This window comes from Mycolicibacterium novocastrense (assembly GCF_001499835.1).
In the GTDB taxonomy this organism is placed as follows: Bacteria; Actinomycetota; Actinomycetes; order Mycobacteriales; family Mycobacteriaceae; genus Mycobacterium; species Mycobacterium novocastrense.
Genome location: NZ_LQIH01000018.1, coordinates 68,222 through 85,401 on the forward strand (window position 1 = coordinate 68,222; position 17,180 = coordinate 85,401).

Genomic DNA, 17,180 nt, shown 5'->3' on the forward strand with positions numbered 1-17,180 from the left:
ACGACTACAGATCGAGTGTGAGATGGGAACCTTCAGCGGCGCGGGAGATGCAGATCAGCATCAGCCCGCCGTCGCGTTCGGTGTCGGTGAGCAGCGTGTCGCGGTGGTCGACCGAGCCGGCAAGCACCCGGCTGCGACACGTACCGCAGAAGCCCTGCTGACAGGAGTACGGGGCGGGCACACCGGATCTGCGCAGCGCCGCGAGCAGCGTCTCGTCGGCTCTGACATCGATGGTCTGGCCGCGTGAGGCCACGGTCACCGAGAAGTTGGTGCCGTCCTCGACGGGCGGGGCGGCGAACCGTTCGAAATGCAGTTCCACGTTGTCGCACCCGACCAGCCGCTCGCGGATGACGGTCAACATCGGCGCCGGACCGCACGCGTAGACCGCGGTGCCGTCGGGGCAGTCGCCGAGAAGGTCGTCGGCGCTGGGCAGTCCGTCGACGTCGTCGGTGCGGATCTGCACGCGAGAGCCGAACCGGGCGACCTCGTCGACGAACGGGAGGCTGTCGCGGCTGCGCCCCGTGTACACCATCGACCACTCCACATCGAGCACCTGCGCCAGTCGCAGCATCGGCAGGATCGGGGTGATGCCGATGCCGCCGGCGACGAACCTCAGCTGCCGGGTGGGGGAGCCGTAGCCGGGCACCGTCAGCGGGAACGCGTTACGGGGCCCGTGCGACGTCACGGTCGCACCCGGGCTCAGCGCCCGGTGCACCTCGATCGAACCGCCGCCGCCGTCGGGAATGCGGCGCACCGCGATGCGATAGCTGTCGGTGTGGCCGGGATCGCCGCACAGCGAGTACTGCCGCACCAGCCCGCTGGGCAGCGTGATGTCAATGTGCGAGCCGGGATGCCACCGGGGCAGCGGTTCGCCGTCGGCGGCGACCAGCGTCAGTGCCACGACGTTCTCGTCGCGGGCCACCACCTCACGGTCGGCGACCCGCAGAACCAGGGTGCGGTCGAACTCGCGGGGCGGTGTGACCTTGCGGACGGCGCCGGCCAGCGCTTCCATTCCGTTGATCACGACGTCGGCGATGCCGATCATGGCGTAGCGCCGTCCCGGCCGCAGCGGATGGGCGGGCAGTTGCCGGTAGCGTTCGCGCAGACCCATCAACGGTGCGCGGCGCGCGCGGCGGGTGAGGTGGCCAGGTAGGCCACGGCCTGGGCGGTCGAGCCCATGTCCTCGGGCGAGTAGCCGGGGCGGAAGTAGGACAGCGTGTTCGTCCCGAACAGGGTCCGGAACTTGGGCAGCAGGCCGAGTTCGGAGTCCCGCATCCGCAGTCGCTGCATCTCGAACCAGCCGATGTCACTGTTGGGGTCGGACTTCAGCAGGTACCAGGTGCCGCGTTGGAAGAAGGTGAACATCGCCGTCGCGGCGACCGTCATCGCCCGGATCCGGTCGGGATAGCTGTCGTGGAAGTAGACCGCGACGTCGTGGGCGACGCAGCGATGCTCGACCTCTTCGCTGCCGTGCCAGCGGAACAGGTCGACCAGGGTGGGGTCCGCGCCGTGGTCGTCCCACGTGGAGTTCAGCGCGAAGTCGCCGAGCACCGCGGTGTAGTGCTCGATCGCCGCGATCAGCCACAGCCGCTCACACAGGTTGCTCAGGCGCCGCTGCGGGTCGTCGAAATCCTTTGGCGCCAGGACTTTTTCGAACATGTAGCCGACGAGGTCGAGCATGGGTTTCGGGTCGACCCCGTTGCCGATGAGGAAGTCGGAGATCACGTCGTCGTGGGCCGCGGCGTGCGTCGCCTCCTGGCCGATGAAGCCGCGGATGTCGTCGGCGAGCTTGGGATCTCTGACGAGTGGGAGCGCCTCGTTGTAGGTGCGGACGAACCAGTGCTCGGCGGCGGGCAACACCACGTTGAACAGGTTGATCATCGTGGAGGCCACCGGGTGGCCGGGAATCCACTCGAGCGGGACACCGGAGAGGTCGAAGTGGACCTTGCGGGCCTGGATCTGGACGGGCCCGGGGTCGACCTCGCGGGTGAAGCGGCGCGGACGTAGAGCCCCGGGTTGGGCCGGCGACAATGCCATCTCGGCTCCTCCTTCGTGCCGCACAGTCTACGTGCGGTAAGTGGGAACGCAGGTTTGCGGTTCGCGGCCCGTGTCTATAACACGTTCATGGTGGCGATCGACGACCTCCTCGGGTGGGCCAAACAGCAGGTGGCGCTGCGGGTCCCGAAGGCCGACCTGGACCAGCGCGACCCCGACTACATCCGCGAGCAGTTACCGGGTCTGTGGCTGCTGGCCTCGTTGTACTTCCGCGCCGACGTCCGCGGCCTGGACCGCATCCCCGCCGAGGGCCCGGTCCTGTTGGTGGGCAACCACAGCGGCGGCAACCTTCCGCCGGACACGTTCGTGTTCACGTTGGCGTTCAGCTCGTACTTCGGCGTCGAGCGGCCCTTCTACCAGCTCGCACACAATCTCGTGGTTTCGATGCCGGGCCTGGGTTCGCTACGCAAGTTCGGCACCGTGGCCGCCAACCACGACAACGCCAAGTTGGCGCTGGAGTCCGGCGGGGCTCTTCTGGTCTACCCGGGCGGCGACTACGAGGTGTTCCGCCCGTCGTGGCAGCGGCACGAGGTCGACTTCGGCGGCCGCAAGGGTTACGTGAAGCTGGCCCGCGAAGCGGGTGTGCCGATCGTGCCCGTCGCCAGCGTCGGCGGTCAGGAAGCCGCATTGTTCCTCGACCGCGGCCAATGGTTGGCGCGACTGCTGATGGTGGACCGGCTGGCCCGCCTCAAGAGCGTGCCCATCCTGCTGGCGCCGCCGTGGGGGCTGACCGTCAGCGACTTCATCCCGCGGCTGCCGCTGCCGACGAAGATCGCGATCGAAGTTCAGGATCCGATCGACGCCGACGACATCGCGGCCAGTGACGACGACGTCATCAACGACAAGGTGTTGAGCAGCCTGCAGGCAGGAGTCGACAGGTTGGCCGCCGGACGACGCTTCCCGGTTCTGGGCTGAGACATGAGGGTTCAACGCCAGTGCGTCATCGACGCCGACCGCGACCAGGTGTGGGAGGTGGTCAGCGACCCGGGGTGCTATCCGGAGTTCATGGCCAGCCTGGAGCGCTGGGAGATGCTGACCGATGCGCCCGCCGGGCTCGGGTCCCGCTACACCGTGCACTGGAAGGTCGGTTCGGTGCCGATCGGCGGCACCGTGGAGGTCGTCGAGTTCGACGCACCGCGTGAGGTGTCGTGGATCGGGATCACCGGGGTCTCACAGCGTGGCCGGTTCCGGCTGCGTGACACCGGGGACGGGCGCACCAAGGTGACGTTCCGGTTGTCCTACGAGTCCGCGGGCAACCTCTTGGGCCTGATCGCCGACCGGGTGGCCGCGCGCCAGGTCGGCCGCACGATGAGCCGGACGTTGACCAACCTGCGCCGCATGGTGGAGGGCTGAACTGTTTCAGCCCGCCGGTGGCGGCGGGGTGCCTGCGCCGGGGGCGCCCTGGATCGGCACCACCGGGGTCGGGGTCACGGTCGTGACGCCGTTCCGGCCGACCGTCGGGCCGCCCGAGGGACCCTGCTCGGCGATCAGGTCCGCCGCCTTCTGGCTGCAGTCCAGCATCAGCAACATCCGGCCGCCCGAGGTGATCTTCTGCTGGTCGACCAGGCACTCCGCCTGGGGCAGCACGCTGCCGACCGAACCGCCGAAGTAGGCCTTGACGCCCTGGGACTTCAGGATCTGCAGCGCCCGGTTGTACGGTTCGCCGACCACGTTCAACGTGCTCGGTTGCGACATCGCGATGCCGGCGCCGACGAGTGCCGCCGAACCGACAGCCACGAGCCCGCCGCTGAGCACAACAAGCTTGTTCACGTGATCTCCTCAGGTCGCTGCGCTGCGAACATATCGCAGCCGTGACGAATGTGAAACCGGAGCAGAAGCCGTCCGCGTTACACCGTCGGGCGCACCGCTTCTCGCATGACTTCGCCGAGCCGCGCCGCGGTGACGTCGTCGAAGACGTCCTCGAGCAGCAGCTTCTTACCGTCGGGACCGGCCAGCGGCACCCGCCAGTTCGGATACTCGTCGGTGGTTCCGGGCTGGTTCTGGGTGCGCAGGTCGCCGACGGCGTCAGCCAGTGACAGCGACAGCAACCGCGACGGTGTGCGGCCGAGATAACGATGCAGGGCCTCGACGATCGCGGCGGTGTCGGCCTCGGTGTCCAGGAGCCCGACACGGCGCAGTTCGTCCAGCCATCTGTCCTGTTGCTCGCGGTCGTCGGCCAACTCCTCGGCGGCGGGCCGCGTCAGCAACCCGAGTTCGTCGCGCAGGCGGACGTGTTCGCCGGCCAGATAGCCGGCCGTGGGGGGCAGGTCGTGCGTGGTGACGGCCGACAGGCAGTACTCGCGCCACCGCTCGGCGGGCAGCGGGCCGCCGTCCCCGTCGCGGTCGGCTTCGAACCACAGGATCGAGGTGCCGAACAGCCCGCGTTCGTGCAGATAGTCCCTTACCCACGGTTCGACGGTGCCGAGGTCCTCGCCGACCACGACGGCTCCCGCCCGGTGGGCCTCGAGCGCCACGATGCCGATCATCGCCTCGTGGTCGTAGCGCACATAGGTGCCGTCGGTGGGCCGCGCCCCGTTCGGGATCCACCACAGCCGGAACAGCCCGATGATGTGGTCGATCCGCACACCTCCCGCATGCCGCAGCACCGCGTTGACGAGTGCACGGAACGGCTCGTAGGCCAGCCTCTCGAGTTGGTCGGGGCGCCACGGCGGTTGCGACCAGTCCTGCCCGAGCTGGTTGAACTCGTCGGGAGGAGCGCCCGCCGTGACGCCGAGCGCGAGCACGTCCTGCAGGGCCCACGAGTCCGCGCCGTTGGGATCCACGCCCACTGCGAGGTCGTGCATGATGCCCAGGTTCATTCCCGTCTGCAGCGCGGTGGCCTGCGCCGCGGTGAGCTGGTCGTCGAGCTGCCACTGCAGCCAGCGGTGGAAGTCGACGTCGTCGGGGTGCTCGGCGGCGAAGGCCGCGACGGCTTCGCCCGCCGGATGCTGCAGTTCCTCGGGCCACCGGTGCCAGTCGGCGCCATACCGTTGCGCCAGGGCACACCAGGTGGCGAAGTCGTCGAGGCTGGTGCCCTCGCGCTCCCGGTAAGCGGCGTAGGCCAGTTCCCGACCCGCCGAGCGCGGTGCCTCGTAGACCGCCTCCAGCGCCGAGCGCTTGGCCTTCCACGCGGCGTCGCGCTCGACCTGCTCGGCGCGGTCGGCTCGGGACTGCACGGCCTCACGCAGCTTGCGTAACCGGTTGCGGCGGCGGACATAGGCGTATTCGGGGATCGCTTCCACCCGCAGATAGATCGGGTTGACGAACCGGCGGGAGGTCGGCAGGTAGGGCGACGGTTCCATCGGCGCGACCGGTGCGGCCGCGTGCAGGGGATTGACGAGGATGAATCCCGCGGCGTGCCGGGCCGCTGACCATACCGCCAGGTCGGTCAGATCGGTCAGATCGCCGATGCCCCAGGATCTTTCGGACCGCACACTGTAGAGCTGGGTGGCCAGACCCCAGGTCCTGCCCGATGGGGCCTGTAGTGACGCGGGGGAGACGATCAGCGGGGTGCTGAACTCCGCCCCGTCGGCGTGCAGTTCGAGGCGGTGATAGCCGATCGGCAGGTCGGCGGGCGTCTCGAAGGTCGCCTCGCCGACCAGTCTGCCGTCCAATTCATAAGGGGGCCTGTTGTTTTCGAGTTGACGCAGGCCCGTCCGCACCGACCCGTCCTCCAGCAGGATCCGCAGCGACACCGGGTCGCCGTGCGTGACGTGCACCCAGAACGTCGAAGTCACACCGGTGCGACCGATGATCGTCGGCGGAAGGTGGCGCGACCAGTATTCGCGGTCGTGCGCGGCGAGTGCGGCGGCGCGGTCGTCCTCGGTGGCAGCGGGGACGCCCAATGCGGCCAGCACCGAGATCAGCGTCGAGGAGGCCACGCTGACGCGCGAGCCCGTCCAGTCTTCGTAATCGGTTGCGACACCGTAGCGTCGCGCCAACTCCACTAGCGACGCGGCGGGCCCTGTCATGTCGCCAATCTTGCCCGGAATCGGCCGCCACGTCTCATCACAGGCTCGCTCATACCCGATCTGCGCGAACTCAACCGGCGCTCAATGCGCGTCGGCCCGCTGGGTAGTGTCGGCCGGTATGGCGCCCGACCGGCAGGAGACGGCCGAGGCGCAGAGTCGTCGGGCCCGGATCGCGGTGGCGGCGCTGTTCTTGACCAACGGCGCCGTGTTCGCCAATCTGGTGCCGCGCTACCCCGAGATCAAGACCGATCTGGGGCTGTCGAATTCGGCCTACGGCGCGGCTGTCGCCGCGTTCTCGGCGGGGGCGCTGGCGGCCGGGTTGACCGCGGCCGCGCTCATCCGCCGCTACCGCTCGTCGCGGGTGGCTGTCGTCGGCACCATCGGGATCGGGGTCTTCGTGGTGCTCGCGGGCGTGGCGACCTCGCCGGTGTTGTTCGCCGCCGGGCTGTTCGCGGCGGGTGCCTGCGATGCGGTGACCGACGTCGCGCAGAACGCCCACGGGTTGCGCGTGCAGCGCATCTACGGTCGCTCGATCATCAACTCGCTGCACGCGGTGTGGGCCGCGGGCGCGATCATCGGCGGCGTGATGGGCGGGGCGGCGGTCGTGTTGGGTGTCCCGCGCGCGCTGCATCTCGGCTTCTCCGCAGTGCTGTGCAGCGTGGTCGTTCTCGTCGCGTACCGCTATCTGCTGCCCGGGCCCGATCACGAAGACCACCGGGAGGCGCGCGCCGACCGTGCCGGCAGCGCCGGCGCTGCGGTGTACGCCGCTCTGCTCGCCCTGGTGCTCATCGCGGTGGCCGGTGCGACGGTCGAGGACGCCGGCAACTCCTGGGCGGTCTTGTATCTGCGGGACGTATTCGGCGCGTCCGGGCCGATCGCGGTGACGGGCTACATCGTCGCCGTCACCTTCCTGTTCATCGGGCGACTGGTCGGCGACCGGCTGGTCGACCGGTTCGGGGCACGCGCCGTGGTCCGTTCGGGTGGTGCGATCACCGCGATCGGCATGGGTCTGGCGCTGGCGTTCCCGTCCGTTCCCGGCACGATCGCCGGTTTCGCGATGGCCGGCCTCGGCGCGGCGACGCTGGTGCCGTCGGCGATGCACGCCGCCGATCAACTGCCGGGCCTGCGGCCGGGCAGCGGGCTCACGATTCTCACCTGGTTGATGCGCATCGGGTTCTTCGGTGCCCCGATACTCGTCGGACTCATCGCCGACGCGACGAGCCTGCGGATCGGCCTGCTCGCCGTGCCGATCGCCGGCGTCGTAGTCGTGGTGTTGTCGGGCGTGATCAGTGCGCGACGCCGGCGAGCTCGATCGTGAGCACGCCGCCGACGACGAGTGCGATGCCCAAGGCCATCACCCAGGTCAGCGCTTCGGCGAACACGAAGCGCGCGATGACCGCGACCAGCGCCACGCCGCAGGCCGTCCACACGCCGTAGGCGATGCCGACCGGCATCCCCAGGCCCAGGGTCAGCCACAGCAGATAGAAGGACGCCAGGTATCCCAGGACGATCGGCGCGATCCAGGCCTTCTTGCGGAACCCCTCCGATGCCCGCAGCGACAACGTCGCGAACACCTCGAAGGCGATCGCGGCCGCCAAAGTCCAGTACATCACCGCTGTTCGACCGCCCGGTGCGATCCGAACTCGATCAGCAGCACGCCGGCGATGATCAGACCGATGCCCGCGACGATAGGCCAGGTGAACGGGTCGCCGAACAGCACAGCGGCCAGCACCGCGGTGCCGGCCGTGCCGACGGCTCCCCAGATTCCGTACGCCACCCCGACCGGAACTCCGGCGCGCAAGACCAGCGTCAGGAACGTGAAGGCCGCGATGTAGCCCCCGACGACGACGAGAAGCCACGCCGAATGATCCTGGGACGCCCGCAGCGACAGGGTCGCGGCGACCTCGACGATGATCGCACCGGCCAGCAAGGCCCACTTCTGCACGCGATCAAGCTAGCCGACCGGGCGACTTTGCCCCCGCCGGGCGGCGAAAACGCTGACCAGGTGGCCTGTTCGCAGCCGCGCGTAGCCTGAACTCGCTGTGTTCGATCGATAGGAGGAGTCCCGTGCCCGACGTCGTGGAGTTCCGGTGACCGCAGAGGCAGGAGGCACCGACGCGCCCGTCGTCGACACCGCGTACGGACCGGTCCGCGGCCTCGACGACGGCACCGTGAAGGTCTGGAAGGGGATCCGGTTCGCCGCCCCGCCTGCGGGTGAGCTGCGGTGGCGGGCGCCCCAACCTCCGCGGCGCTGGTCCGAACCGGCGGATGGCACCAGGGTCGGCCCGGTGTGCCCGCAGCCGACGGATCCGCGGATCCCGATCGACCTCGGTGCGCCGCAGGGCGACGACTGCCTGAGCCTCAACGTGTGGGCGGCATCGGACACCGAGTCCGGCGCGGGCAAACCGGTGATGGTGTGGGTGCACGGCGGCGCCTACGTCCTCGGTTCGTCGGCGCAGCCGCTGTATCACGGCCGCGCGCTCGCGGCCGACGGCGACGCCGTGATCGTCACGGTGAACTACCGCCTGGGGGCGCTGGGCTTCCTGGACCTGTCGGCGGTGCGCGACGACTTCGCCACCAACCTCGGCCTGCGCGACGTGCTGTTTGCACTGCAATGGGTCCGCGACAACATCGCGGGTTTCGGGGGAGACCCGAACCGCGTCACCGTTTTCGGGGAATCGGCCGGCGCCGGGATCATCACCACGCTGCTGGCCAGCCCGGCCGCTGCCGGCCTGTTCTGCGCGGCGATCGCGCAGAGCTCACCGGCAACCTCGGTCTACGACCGCGAGCGCTCGCAACGGGTGGCGGCGCTGTTCCTCGACCGGCTGGGGCTGCGATCCGACGACGCCCAGCAGTTGGTCTCGATCCCCACCTCGGCGCTGATGACCGCCTCCAGGCACGTGTTCGACCACATCCCGGTCAGCACCCCCGGCACGCTGGCGTTCGCACCGATCATCGACGGCGATGTGGTGCCTGCGCACCCGGTTCAGCTCGCCCGGGACGCGCGCACCCACCCGGTGCCACTGATCATCGGCACCAACAAGCACGAAGCCGCGCTGTTCCGCTGGATGAAGTCGCCGTTGATGCCGATCACACCGAAGGCGATCCGCGCGATGTTCGCCGAGATCGCGGCCGAGCAACCCGACCTGCAGCTTCCCGACGAACAGCAGATCCGCGCGGCCTACCGGGGGCGAGGCAAGACCATCGGTATGGGTGTCGCGCGCGACATCGGGTTCCGGATGCCGTCGGTCTGGTTCGCCGAGGGCCATCGCGAGGTCGCGCCCGTGTATCTCTACCGGTTCGACTTCGCCACCCCGATGTTGCGGTTGTTGCGGCTCGGAGCCGCGCACGCGACCGAATTGCCGTACGTGTGGGGCAATCTCGTCGCCGGGCCCAAGGACCCGACCTTCAAACTCGGCGGGCTCAAAACGGGGAGGACGATCTCGGCGCGGATCCGGCGACGCTGGCGCAACTTCGCCGCCGACGGCATACCCGCGGGTCTGTCCGGTGACCCGCAGTGGCGGCCCTACCGCGCCTCCGACCGCGCCACTTTGCTCATCGACGCCCAGGACCGCGTGGTCGACGACCTCGACCGCGATCTGCGCATCGCGTGGGGCGATCAGGTGTTGAGCTTCCGGTGAGTCGTATGCTTTGCCCGGAGGTTTCGAAGTGGATGTGAGTGGCGCCCTTTCGCACGTATTGCCGCCGTTGATGCACGATCCCGTGACCTACGCGGTGCCGTTCTTCTTGTTGCTGCTGGTCATCGAGTGGGCGGCCGCCCGCAAGCTGGCCCACGAGGAGGCCGACCGGGCACCGGCCGGCGCGTATCACCGCTCCGATGCGTGGGCCAGCATCTGGATGGGTGTGGTCTCGATCGGCACGAGCGGGCTGCTGAACTTCATCGCGCTGCTGGGCTATGCGGCGTTGTTCGTCTACGTCGCGCCGTGGCAGCTACCCGCCGACGCGTGGTACACGTGGGTGATCGCGATCGTCGGAGTGGACCTGCTCTACTACGTCTATCACCGGATGGCGCACCGGGTGCGGCTGATCTGGGCCACCCATCAAGCGCACCACTCCAGCCAGTACTTCAACTTCGCCACCGCGCTGCGCCAGAAGTGGAACATCAGCGGTGACGTGTTCCTGCGGGCGCTGCTGCCGTTGTTCGGCGTACCGCCGTGGATCGTCTTCGCCAGCTTCTCCATCAACCTGATCTACCAGTTCTGGATCCACACCGAGCGCATCGGAAAGCTCTGGGCGCCAATTGAATTCCTCTTCAACACGCCGTCGCACCACCGGGTGCACCACGGCATGGACCAGCAGTACCTCGACAAGAACTACGGCGGGATCTTCATCCTGTGGGACCGCCTGTTCGGCAGCTTTGCGGCGGAGACGGTCCGCCCGCACTACGGGCTGACCAAGCAGGTCGACACCTACAACATCTGGACACTGCAGACACACGAGTACGTGGCGATCGCCCGTGACGTCCGCCGTTCGCGGCGGTGGCGCGACAAGCTGGGGTACATGTTCGGCCCACCCGGGTGGGCACCAGCGCAGCCGCCGCTGGTGACCGAGCAGCAGTCGGCCCCGGTCAGCGCCTGAGCCGCGCAGCGCCCCTGCGCGTCGTAGTCTCCGCTGTGTGAGAACCGTCTTCGACGCACCGGTCGACGCCGGTCTGGTCGAACGTGCGCTGGCGACAAGCACATTGGGCTCGGTGTGGCTGGACGAGCAGATCGGCCCGCCGCGCCCGCAGTTCCCCGCCCTGACCAAGCCCGTCACCTGCGACCTGATCGTCGTCGGGGGCGGATACACCGGGTTGTGGACCGCACTGCACGCCGCGCGGCGCGACCCCGGCCAGCGGATCGTGCTGATCGAGGCCAACCGGGTGGGCTGGGCGGCCTCCGGCCGCAACGGGGGCTTCGTCGACGCCAGCCTGACGCACGGCGCGGCCAACGGAAAGGCGCGCTGGCCCAACGAGTTCGATGTTCTCGAGGCGATGGGCCTGGCCAACCTCGACGGCATGCAGGCCGAGATCGCGGAGCTGGGCCTCGACACCGACTGGCAGCGCACCGGCACGCTGACGGTGGCCACAGAGCCCCATCAGGTCGAGTGGCTGCGCCGGGCCGCAGCCGACGGCGAGGGGCGCTTCCTCGACACCTCCGCGGTTCGTGACGAGGTGGCGTCACCGACCTACCTCGCGGGCCTGGTCGACGCCGACTCCTGCGCGATCGTGCACCCCGCCAAGCTGGTGTTCGAACTCGCCAGGGCCTGCCAAAACGCGGGCGTGCGCATCTTCGAGCACACCAACGCCGTCCGGCTGGATTCCGGTGGCGTCGGGTTGCGCGTGCAGACCGCGCGGGCGGTGGTCACGGCGCGACAAGCGGTGCTCGCGACGAACGTCTATCCGAGCCTGCTCAAGCGCAACCGGCTGTACACGGTGCCGGTGTACGACTACGTGCTGGCCACCGAACCGCTCACCGGCGATCAGCTGGCCCGCATCGGCTGGCGGGGTCGGCAGGGAATCGACGACTGCGCCAACCAGTTTCACTACTACCGCCTCACCGCGGACAACCGGATCGTCTGGGGCGGCTACGACGCCGTCTACCACTTCGGGCGCAAGGTGCGTGCCCGCTATGAGAACCGGCCCGCGACCTACCGTCGGCTGGCCGAGCACTTCTTCCTGACCTTCCCTCAACTCGACAACGTCCGGTTCAGCCATCGGTGGGCCGGTGCGATCGACACCAACACCCGGTTCTGCGCGCATTGGGGGCTGGCCAGGGACGGCCGCGTCGCATACGTCAACGGCTTCACCGGACTCGGTGTGGGCGCCTCCCGGTTCGCCGCCGACGTCTGCCTGGACCTGCTCGGGGGACGGCCGACTTCGCGCACCGAACTGCAGATGGTGCGCGAGCGCCCGCTGCCGTTTCCTCCAGAGCCGATGGCCACCATCGGCATCCAGGCGACACGGTGGTCGCTAAACCGCGCGGACCACGCGGCCGGGCGCCGGAACACCTACCTGCGGACGTTGGATGCGTTAGGTCTCGGTTTCGATTCGTAGCTGTCCCGTGCCGAAACCGCGGCCGGGGCGTAACGTCTCTGTGACCTTCACCGATGGGCAAGTGACGGGACCATCGTCGAGTGGTTGCTCCTGGTCGGGCGGTGATTGTCGGCTCTCCGACCCGGTAAGCGGCTCACAACGCGCCGGAACCGGACCTTCATCGGCTCGACGAGCGGAGACGACAGTGCGCCGACACTCGCTACGGGTTCTGGCGGCGGTGGCCGCCCCGATCGCCGCGCTTGCGCTGGTCTCCGCGCCCGCGCACGCCACCCCGGGCGTGCTGGTCTACCCCGGCATGGAGATCCGCCAGGACAACAACGTCTGCACCCTGGGGTACGTCGACCCGGCGACCCGGATTGCGTTCACCGCAGGCCATTGCCGCGGCAGTGGGCCGGTGCGCGACCGCAACGGCAACCTCATCGGGATGCAGACGGTGTACCGCGACAACACCCCCAACGGCGCCACGGTCGACACCAATCACCAGATCGCCGACTGGGAGGCCATCGCCCTGGCACCCGATGTCGCGGTCAACAACGTGTTGCCGGGCGGCAAGGTGCTGGTCGCCGACCCCGGCGTCGTGCCGACGGCCGGCCAGCCGGTGTGTCATTTCGGCGTGGTGACCGGTGAGAGCTGCGGCAACGTCGAAGCCGTCAACAACGGCTGGTTCACGATGGCCAACGGGGTGGTCAGCCAGAAGGGCGACTCGGGCGGCCCGGTGTATGTGATCACCCCCGACAACCGGGCGGTGCTGATCGGCATGTTCAACAGCACCTGGGGCACGTATCCGGCAGCGGTGTCCTGGCAGACGGCGAGCCAGCAGGCCAGCGAGGACGTCATCTCCGCGGCATCCGCCACCGTCGGCAACGTATCCCTGCCTTAACGCGAGAGCTCGAACACCGGGATCGACGGCGCCGCGGCGCGCAACTCGTCCGGCGTGGACGACGGCGTCAGGCCGCCGACGTGTCCCTTGACCTCCCAGAACCAGCGGTCGAGGTAGCGGCGGAGCAGCTCGGGCTTCGCGTCGTCGGGCACCTCGGTGATGCGCACCTCGCGGCGCCGCCAGCGCGGCCCGACCTCGACGACACCGGCCGCCCTGGCGTTGCGGGCCCACTGGGTGTGACCGCGCGGGGAGACGAGGTACTCGCGGCCGCCGACGGTGAGCACGTTGACCACCACGCGTCGGCGCTTGCCCGTCTTGCGGCCCCGCACCGAGAGCGCCCTGGTCCCGGCGATGCTGACACCGGCCTCGGCCAGCCAGCGGAACACATGGTTGACGGTGCGGGCGGCCGGCGTCGGTTCGTCGTAGCGCGTTTTCGTCATGGGGACCTCCTCACTTTGAGAGCAGTGCTCTCGGTACCACGTTGCCACGGAAGGGGTGCAGAAGCAAGAGCAGTGATCTCGCTTTGTGTCACACTCGGCGCATGGGCAAGCGGGCCGAGAGTCGGCAGAAGATCGAGGCACAGATCATCGAACTGGGTCGGCGCCACCTCGTGACCGACGGGGCGGCCGGGCTCTCGCTGCGGGCGATCGCCCGCGACCTCGGCATGGTGTCCTCGGCGGTGTACCGCTACGTGTCCAGCCGTGACGAACTGTTGACGCTGCTGCTGGTCGATGCATACGACGAACTCGCCGACCATGTCGATCGCGCGCGCAGCGACCGCCGAGCGTGGCACGAACAGTTCCGCGCGATGGCGCACGCCGCGCGCACCTGGGCGGTCGAGCGGCCCGCCTCGTGGGCACTGCTGTACGGCACCCCGGTGCCGGGTTACCACGCCCCGCGCGAGCGCACTGTGGGGCCGGGGACCCGCGTCGTCGGCGCCTTGTTCGACGTGATCGACGCCGGTATCGCCGCAGGCGACATCCCCTCATCGAAAACGGCTGTCGGCGAACCATTGTCGTCAGACTTTGAGGCGTTGCGCGATGAGTTCGACTTCACCGGTGACGACGGCGCGATCGCCAAGAGCTTCCTGGCGTGGGCGGCGCTGATCGGGGCGATCAGCCTCGAGGTGTTCGGGCAGTACGGGTCTGACACGCTCAGCGATCCCGCGGCGGTCCTCGATCTGCAGATCGGCGTGCTGATCGACGCGATGCGATTAGATAAGGATTGACTTATATAAGTTGCGGCTATAACTTCTAGAGGTGCACGCGTTCGACGTCCTCGGCGATCCGGTGCGCCGCCGGATCCTCGAACTGCTGGCCGACGGTGAGCAGCCCGCCGGGGCCATCGCGGCCGCCATTTCAGACGAGTTCGCGATCACCCAGCCGGCGGTCTCGCAGCACCTGAAAGTATTGCGCGACAACGGCTTCACTTCGGTGCGACCGGAGGGTCAGCGCCGCCTCTATGCGGTCAACGGCGCAGCGCTGCGCGACGCCGACGAGTGGCTCGCCGGCTTTCGCCGGTTCTGGGCGCCAAAGCTAGACGCGCTCGGCACCGAGATCGCGCGGGGAAAGCGACAACGACGAAGGAAGGCAACATGACCGAGATCGATGTGGACCACCAGATCAACGCCGTCGCACGCACCGTCGGGAAACGCACGATCGACGCGGGCGAGGCGCATGTCGTGACGATCAAGCAGACCTACGACACCGATCAAGCCGACCTGTGGGATGCCGTCACCAATATCGAGCGCATCCCGCGGTGGTTGATGCCGATCTCCGGCGACCTGAAGGTCGGTGGCGGTTATCAGCTACACGGCAACGCGGGCGGAACCATCCTGACGTGCGACCCGCCGAAGAGCTTCACCGCCACCTGGGAGTACGGCGGCAACACCAGCTGGATCGAGGTCCACGTCCGCGATCAGAGCGCGGACCGCGCGCAGTTGGTCATCGAGCACATCGCCGTCGTCGGCGACGAAATATCTCTCCAGTTCGGTCCCGGCGCCGTGGGCATCGGCTGGGATTCCATGGTGCTCGGACTGGCGCTGCATCTGTCCACGGGAGAGGCGGTCGACCCGGAGTTCGGGGAACAGTGGGTCACCACCGACGAGGGTCGGCGCTTCCTGGCGCTGTCCAACGACGCCTGGTACCAGGCGAACATCGCGTCCGGCGCCGATCCCGCCGCCGCACGCGAGGCCGCCGACCGCTGCCTGAAGGCCTACTACGGCGAGGCCTGAACTAGAACACGTTCTAGCCATTCGGACGGGCCGCGGATATCCTCGACGCGATGCTTGCCCAGACACCTGTCCAGATCGCATGGGTGACGCGGGACCTCGCCGTCACCGAAGAGGCGCTCACCTCGATGTTGGGCGTCAAGAAGTGGGTGCGCATGCCCGGCGTCCACTTCGCGCCCGACACGTGCACGTACCGCGGGGAACCCGCCGACTTCGTCGCCGACATCTCGCTGAGCTACGCCGGCGACACGCAGCTGGAAGTGATCGCGCCGGTCTCCGGGCGCAACATCTACACCGACTTTCTCGACACCGTAGGCCCGGGGATGCACCACATCTGCATCGAGGTCGACGACGTGGACGCGGCGCTGGCCGAACGGGGAGCCGAGGCGGTACAGCGTGGCGTGATGCCCGGCGGCATGGAGTTCGCCTACATCGCCGCCGCCGGTGTGCCGTACCTGGAGATCGCCTCCATCCCCGACGAGATCAGGGCATTCTTCGACTACATCAAACAGGAGCAGCAGTGAGCAGCAGCGAGATTCCCGACACCGTCAACGCCGCCGATATCGCGTCGTGGTCCGACGAATTCGATGTCGTGGTCGTGGGATTCGGCATCGCTGGCGGTTGCGCAGCGGTCAGTGCCGCGGCCGCGGGCGCTCGGGTGCTGGTGCTGGAGAAGGCCGCCGATGCGGGCGGGACGAGCTCGATGGCCGGCGGGCACTTCTATCTGGGTGGCGGGACCGCGGTACAGCAGGCCACAGGTCACGAGGACAGCGCCGAAGAGATGTACAAGTACCTCGTCGCGGTGTCGTGTGATCCGGAACTCGACAAGATCCGCGCCTACTGCGACGGCAGCGTCGAACACTTCAACTGGTTGGAGGACTTGGGGTTTCAGTTCGAGCGCAGCTACTACCCGGGCAAGGTGGTGGTGCCGCCGGGGACCGAGGGCCTGTCGTACACGGGTAACGAGAAGGTGTGGCCGTTCTGCGAGCAGGCCAAACCGGCACCGCGCGGCCATTCGGTGCCGGTGCCCGGTGAGCTCGGGGGTGCGGCGATGGTCATCGACCTGCTGGTCAAGCGCGCCACCGAACTCGACGTGCAGATCCGCTACGAGACCGGGGTGACCAACCTCGTCGTCGAGGACGGGTCGGTGACGGGCGTGCTCTGGAAGCACTTCGGCGAGACCGGTCCGATCAAGGCGAAGGCGGTGATCATCGCCGCCGGTGGGTTCGCGATGAACCCCGAGATGGTCGCAGAGTTCACGCCGGCACTCGGCCAGAAGCGCAAGACCAAGCACCACGGCGAAGTGGAGCCCTACATCCTGGGCAATCCCAACGACGACGGGTTGGGCATCCGGATGGGCATCTCGGCGGGCGGCGTGGCCAAGAACATGGACCAGCTGTTCATCACCGCGGCCGCGTATCCGCCGGAGATCCTGCTGACCGGCGTGATCGTCAACAAGGACGGCCAACGCTTCGTCGCCGAAGACTCATACCATTCGCGCACATCGGCTTTCGTACTCGAACAGCCGGAGCAGACCGCCTATCTCGTCGTCGACGAGGCCCACATGGAGATGCCCGAGATGCCGCTGATCAAATTCATCGACGGCTGGGAAACCGTTGAGGAGATGGAGGCGGCACTGGGCATTCCGCAGGGGAACCTGGTGGCGACGCTGAATCGGTACAACGAATTCGCCGCCCGCGGTGAGGATCCCGACTTCCGCAAACAACCCGAGTACCTCGCGGCCCAGGACACCGGCCCGTTCGCGGCGTTCGACCTGTCTCTGGGGCGGGCGATGTACTCCGGCTTCACCATGGGTGGGCTGGCGGTGTCGATCGACGGAGAAGTTCTGCGCGAGGACGGCTCCGCCGTCCCCGGCCTCTATGCCGCCGGAGCGTGCGCGTCCAACATCGCCCAGGACGGTAAGGGCTACGCCAGCGGCACCCAACTCGGCGAGGGGTCGTTCTTCGGGCGGCGGGCGGGTAACCATGC

General features: G+C 68.5%; 19 protein-coding genes. 12 read left to right on the forward strand and 7 right to left on the reverse strand.

Annotated features, from left to right (window positions below; genetic code table 11):
- Window positions 1-4: 4 nt before the first annotated feature.
- Together AU072_RS14960 and AU072_RS14965 are read right to left on the reverse strand one after the other, a co-directional pair.
- Entirely contained in the window at window positions 5-1,111 is a 1,107-nt protein-coding gene (locus AU072_RS14960) for a PDR/VanB family oxidoreductase (protein WP_064414499.1), read from the reverse strand.
- Window positions 1,111-2,037, reverse strand: a complete 927-nt coding sequence (locus AU072_RS14965) for a metal-dependent hydrolase (protein WP_064414523.1) — start codon at window positions 2,035-2,037, stop codon at window positions 1,111-1,113. The genes AU072_RS14960 and AU072_RS14965 overlap by 1 nt, the downstream gene beginning before the upstream one ends.
- Window positions 2,038-2,124: 87 nt before the next feature.
- On the opposite strand from AU072_RS14965, the gene AU072_RS14970 reads away from it, so the two are divergent.
- Both AU072_RS14970 and AU072_RS14975 read left to right on the forward strand, forming a co-directional pair.
- A complete protein-coding gene (locus AU072_RS14970; protein ID WP_064414524.1) occupies window positions 2,125-2,970 on the forward strand; it encodes a lysophospholipid acyltransferase family protein in 846 nt (281 codons plus the stop codon).
- Between the two features lie 3 nt (window positions 2,971-2,973).
- Window positions 2,974-3,408, forward strand: a complete 435-nt coding sequence (locus tag AU072_RS14975) for an SRPBCC family protein (RefSeq protein WP_064414500.1) — start codon at window positions 2,974-2,976, stop codon at window positions 3,406-3,408.
- 6 nt (window positions 3,409-3,414) lie between these two features.
- Here AU072_RS14975 and AU072_RS14980 read toward each other — a convergent pair whose 3' ends face one another.
- Complete coding sequence (locus tag AU072_RS14980; RefSeq protein ID WP_064414501.1) at window positions 3,415-3,825, reverse strand: hypothetical protein; 411 nt, start codon at window positions 3,823-3,825, stop codon at window positions 3,415-3,417.
- Between the two features lie 77 nt (window positions 3,826-3,902).
- Complete coding sequence (gene malQ, locus AU072_RS14985) at window positions 3,903-6,026, reverse strand: 4-alpha-glucanotransferase (RefSeq protein WP_064414502.1); 2,124 nt, start codon at window positions 6,024-6,026, stop codon at window positions 3,903-3,905.
- A 118-nt stretch (window positions 6,027-6,144) separates the two neighbouring features.
- Here malQ and AU072_RS14990 point away from each other — a divergent pair, with 118 nt between their 5' ends.
- Window positions 6,145-7,344 (forward strand): MFS transporter, encoded by a 1,200-nt coding sequence (locus tag AU072_RS14990; protein ID WP_064414503.1) that lies wholly within the window; start codon window positions 6,145-6,147, stop codon window positions 7,342-7,344.
- Here AU072_RS14990 and AU072_RS14995 read toward each other — a convergent pair.
- Complete coding sequence (locus AU072_RS14995) at window positions 7,313-7,636, reverse strand: DMT family transporter (protein ID WP_064349843.1); 324 nt, start codon at window positions 7,634-7,636, stop codon at window positions 7,313-7,315. The two genes, AU072_RS14990 and AU072_RS14995, sit on opposite strands and share 32 nt — an antisense overlap.
- Entirely contained in the window at window positions 7,636-7,971 is a 336-nt protein-coding gene (locus AU072_RS15000) for a DMT family transporter (protein ID WP_064414504.1), read from the reverse strand. Before AU072_RS15000 ends, AU072_RS14995 begins: the two co-directional genes overlap by 1 nt.
- 145 nt (window positions 7,972-8,116) lie before the next feature.
- On the opposite strand from AU072_RS15000, the gene AU072_RS15005 reads away from it, so the two are divergent.
- The 4 genes from AU072_RS15005 to AU072_RS15020 all read left to right on the forward strand — a co-directional run bounded on the left by AU072_RS15005 (window position 8,117) and on the right by AU072_RS15020 (window position 12,961).
- On the forward strand, window positions 8,117-9,667 hold the full coding sequence (locus AU072_RS15005) for a carboxylesterase/lipase family protein (protein WP_064414505.1): 1,551 nt from the start codon (window positions 8,117-8,119) through the stop codon (window positions 9,665-9,667).
- 70 nt (window positions 9,668-9,737) lie between these two features.
- Window positions 9,738-10,625: a sterol desaturase family protein gene (locus tag AU072_RS15010; RefSeq protein WP_064414525.1), complete on the forward strand. Its 888-nt coding sequence runs from the start codon at window positions 9,738-9,740 to the stop codon at window positions 10,623-10,625.
- Window positions 10,626-10,662: 37 nt separating this feature from the next.
- Complete coding sequence (locus tag AU072_RS15015) at window positions 10,663-12,081, forward strand: NAD(P)/FAD-dependent oxidoreductase (protein WP_064414506.1); 1,419 nt, start codon at window positions 10,663-10,665, stop codon at window positions 12,079-12,081.
- 184 nt (window positions 12,082-12,265) lie between these two features.
- Entirely contained in the window at window positions 12,266-12,961 is a 696-nt protein-coding gene (locus AU072_RS15020) for an Rv1815 family serine proteinase (RefSeq protein WP_064414507.1), read from the forward strand.
- Here the strand turns inward: AU072_RS15020 and AU072_RS15025 are convergent.
- On the reverse strand, window positions 12,958-13,401 hold the full coding sequence (locus AU072_RS15025; protein WP_064414508.1) for a nitroreductase/quinone reductase family protein: 444 nt from the start codon (window positions 13,399-13,401) through the stop codon (window positions 12,958-12,960). The two genes, AU072_RS15020 and AU072_RS15025, sit on opposite strands and share 4 nt — an antisense overlap.
- Window positions 13,402-13,502: 101 nt before the next feature.
- Between AU072_RS15025 and AU072_RS15030 the strand changes: the two genes are divergently transcribed.
- From AU072_RS15030 to AU072_RS15050, 5 genes are all read left to right on the forward strand, one after another.
- Window positions 13,503-14,189 carry a TetR/AcrR family transcriptional regulator gene (locus AU072_RS15030; protein WP_064414509.1) on the forward strand — a complete coding sequence of 229 codons (687 nt, stop codon included), beginning with the start codon at window positions 13,503-13,505 and terminating at the stop codon, window positions 14,187-14,189.
- Between the two features lie 31 nt (window positions 14,190-14,220).
- Window positions 14,221-14,559, forward strand: coding sequence for an ArsR/SmtB family transcription factor (locus AU072_RS15035; protein WP_064349856.1), 339 nt, complete (start codon window positions 14,221-14,223; stop codon window positions 14,557-14,559).
- Entirely contained in the window at window positions 14,556-15,194 is a 639-nt protein-coding gene (locus AU072_RS15040; protein ID WP_064414510.1) for an SRPBCC family protein, read from the forward strand. The genes AU072_RS15035 and AU072_RS15040 overlap by 4 nt, the downstream gene beginning before the upstream one ends.
- 50 nt (window positions 15,195-15,244) lie before the next feature.
- Complete coding sequence (locus tag AU072_RS15045) at window positions 15,245-15,715, forward strand: VOC family protein (RefSeq protein ID WP_064414511.1); 471 nt, start codon at window positions 15,245-15,247, stop codon at window positions 15,713-15,715.
- The coding region (locus AU072_RS15050) for an FAD-binding protein (protein ID WP_064414512.1) at window positions 15,712-17,180 on the forward strand (1,469 nt) is incomplete at its 3' end. The genes AU072_RS15045 and AU072_RS15050, both read left to right, overlap by 4 nt.

Bases quoted from the DNA above. Each gene is read 5' to 3' on its own strand.
- AU072_RS14960 (WP_064414499.1), bottom strand. From the start codon at position 1,111: ATGGGTCTGCGCGAACGCTACCGGCAACTGCCCGCCCATCCGCTGCGG.
- AU072_RS14965 (WP_064414523.1), bottom strand. From the start codon at position 2,037: ATGGCATTGTCGCCGGCCCAACCCGGGGCTCTACGTCCGCGCCGCTTC.
- AU072_RS14970 (WP_064414524.1), top strand. From the start codon at position 2,125: ATGGTGGCGATCGACGACCTCCTCGGGTGGGCCAAACAGCAGGTGGCG.
- AU072_RS14975 (WP_064414500.1), top strand. From the start codon at position 2,974: ATGAGGGTTCAACGCCAGTGCGTCATCGACGCCGACCGCGACCAGGTG.
- malQ (WP_064414502.1), bottom strand. From the start codon at position 6,026: ATGACAGGGCCCGCCGCGTCGCTAGTGGAGTTGGCGCGACGCTACGGT.
- AU072_RS14990 (WP_064414503.1), top strand. From the start codon at position 6,145: ATGGCGCCCGACCGGCAGGAGACGGCCGAGGCGCAGAGTCGTCGGGCC.
- AU072_RS14995 (WP_064349843.1), bottom strand. From the start codon at position 7,636: ATGTACTGGACTTTGGCGGCCGCGATCGCCTTCGAGGTGTTCGCGACG.
- AU072_RS15010 (WP_064414525.1), top strand. From the start codon at position 9,738: ATGCACGATCCCGTGACCTACGCGGTGCCGTTCTTCTTGTTGCTGCTG.
- AU072_RS15025 (WP_064414508.1), bottom strand. From the start codon at position 13,401: ATGACGAAAACGCGCTACGACGAACCGACGCCGGCCGCCCGCACCGTC.
- AU072_RS15030 (WP_064414509.1), top strand. From the start codon at position 13,503: ATGGGCAAGCGGGCCGAGAGTCGGCAGAAGATCGAGGCACAGATCATC.
- AU072_RS15040 (WP_064414510.1), top strand. From the start codon at position 14,556: ATGACCGAGATCGATGTGGACCACCAGATCAACGCCGTCGCACGCACC.
- AU072_RS15045 (WP_064414511.1), top strand. From the start codon at position 15,245: ATGCTTGCCCAGACACCTGTCCAGATCGCATGGGTGACGCGGGACCTC.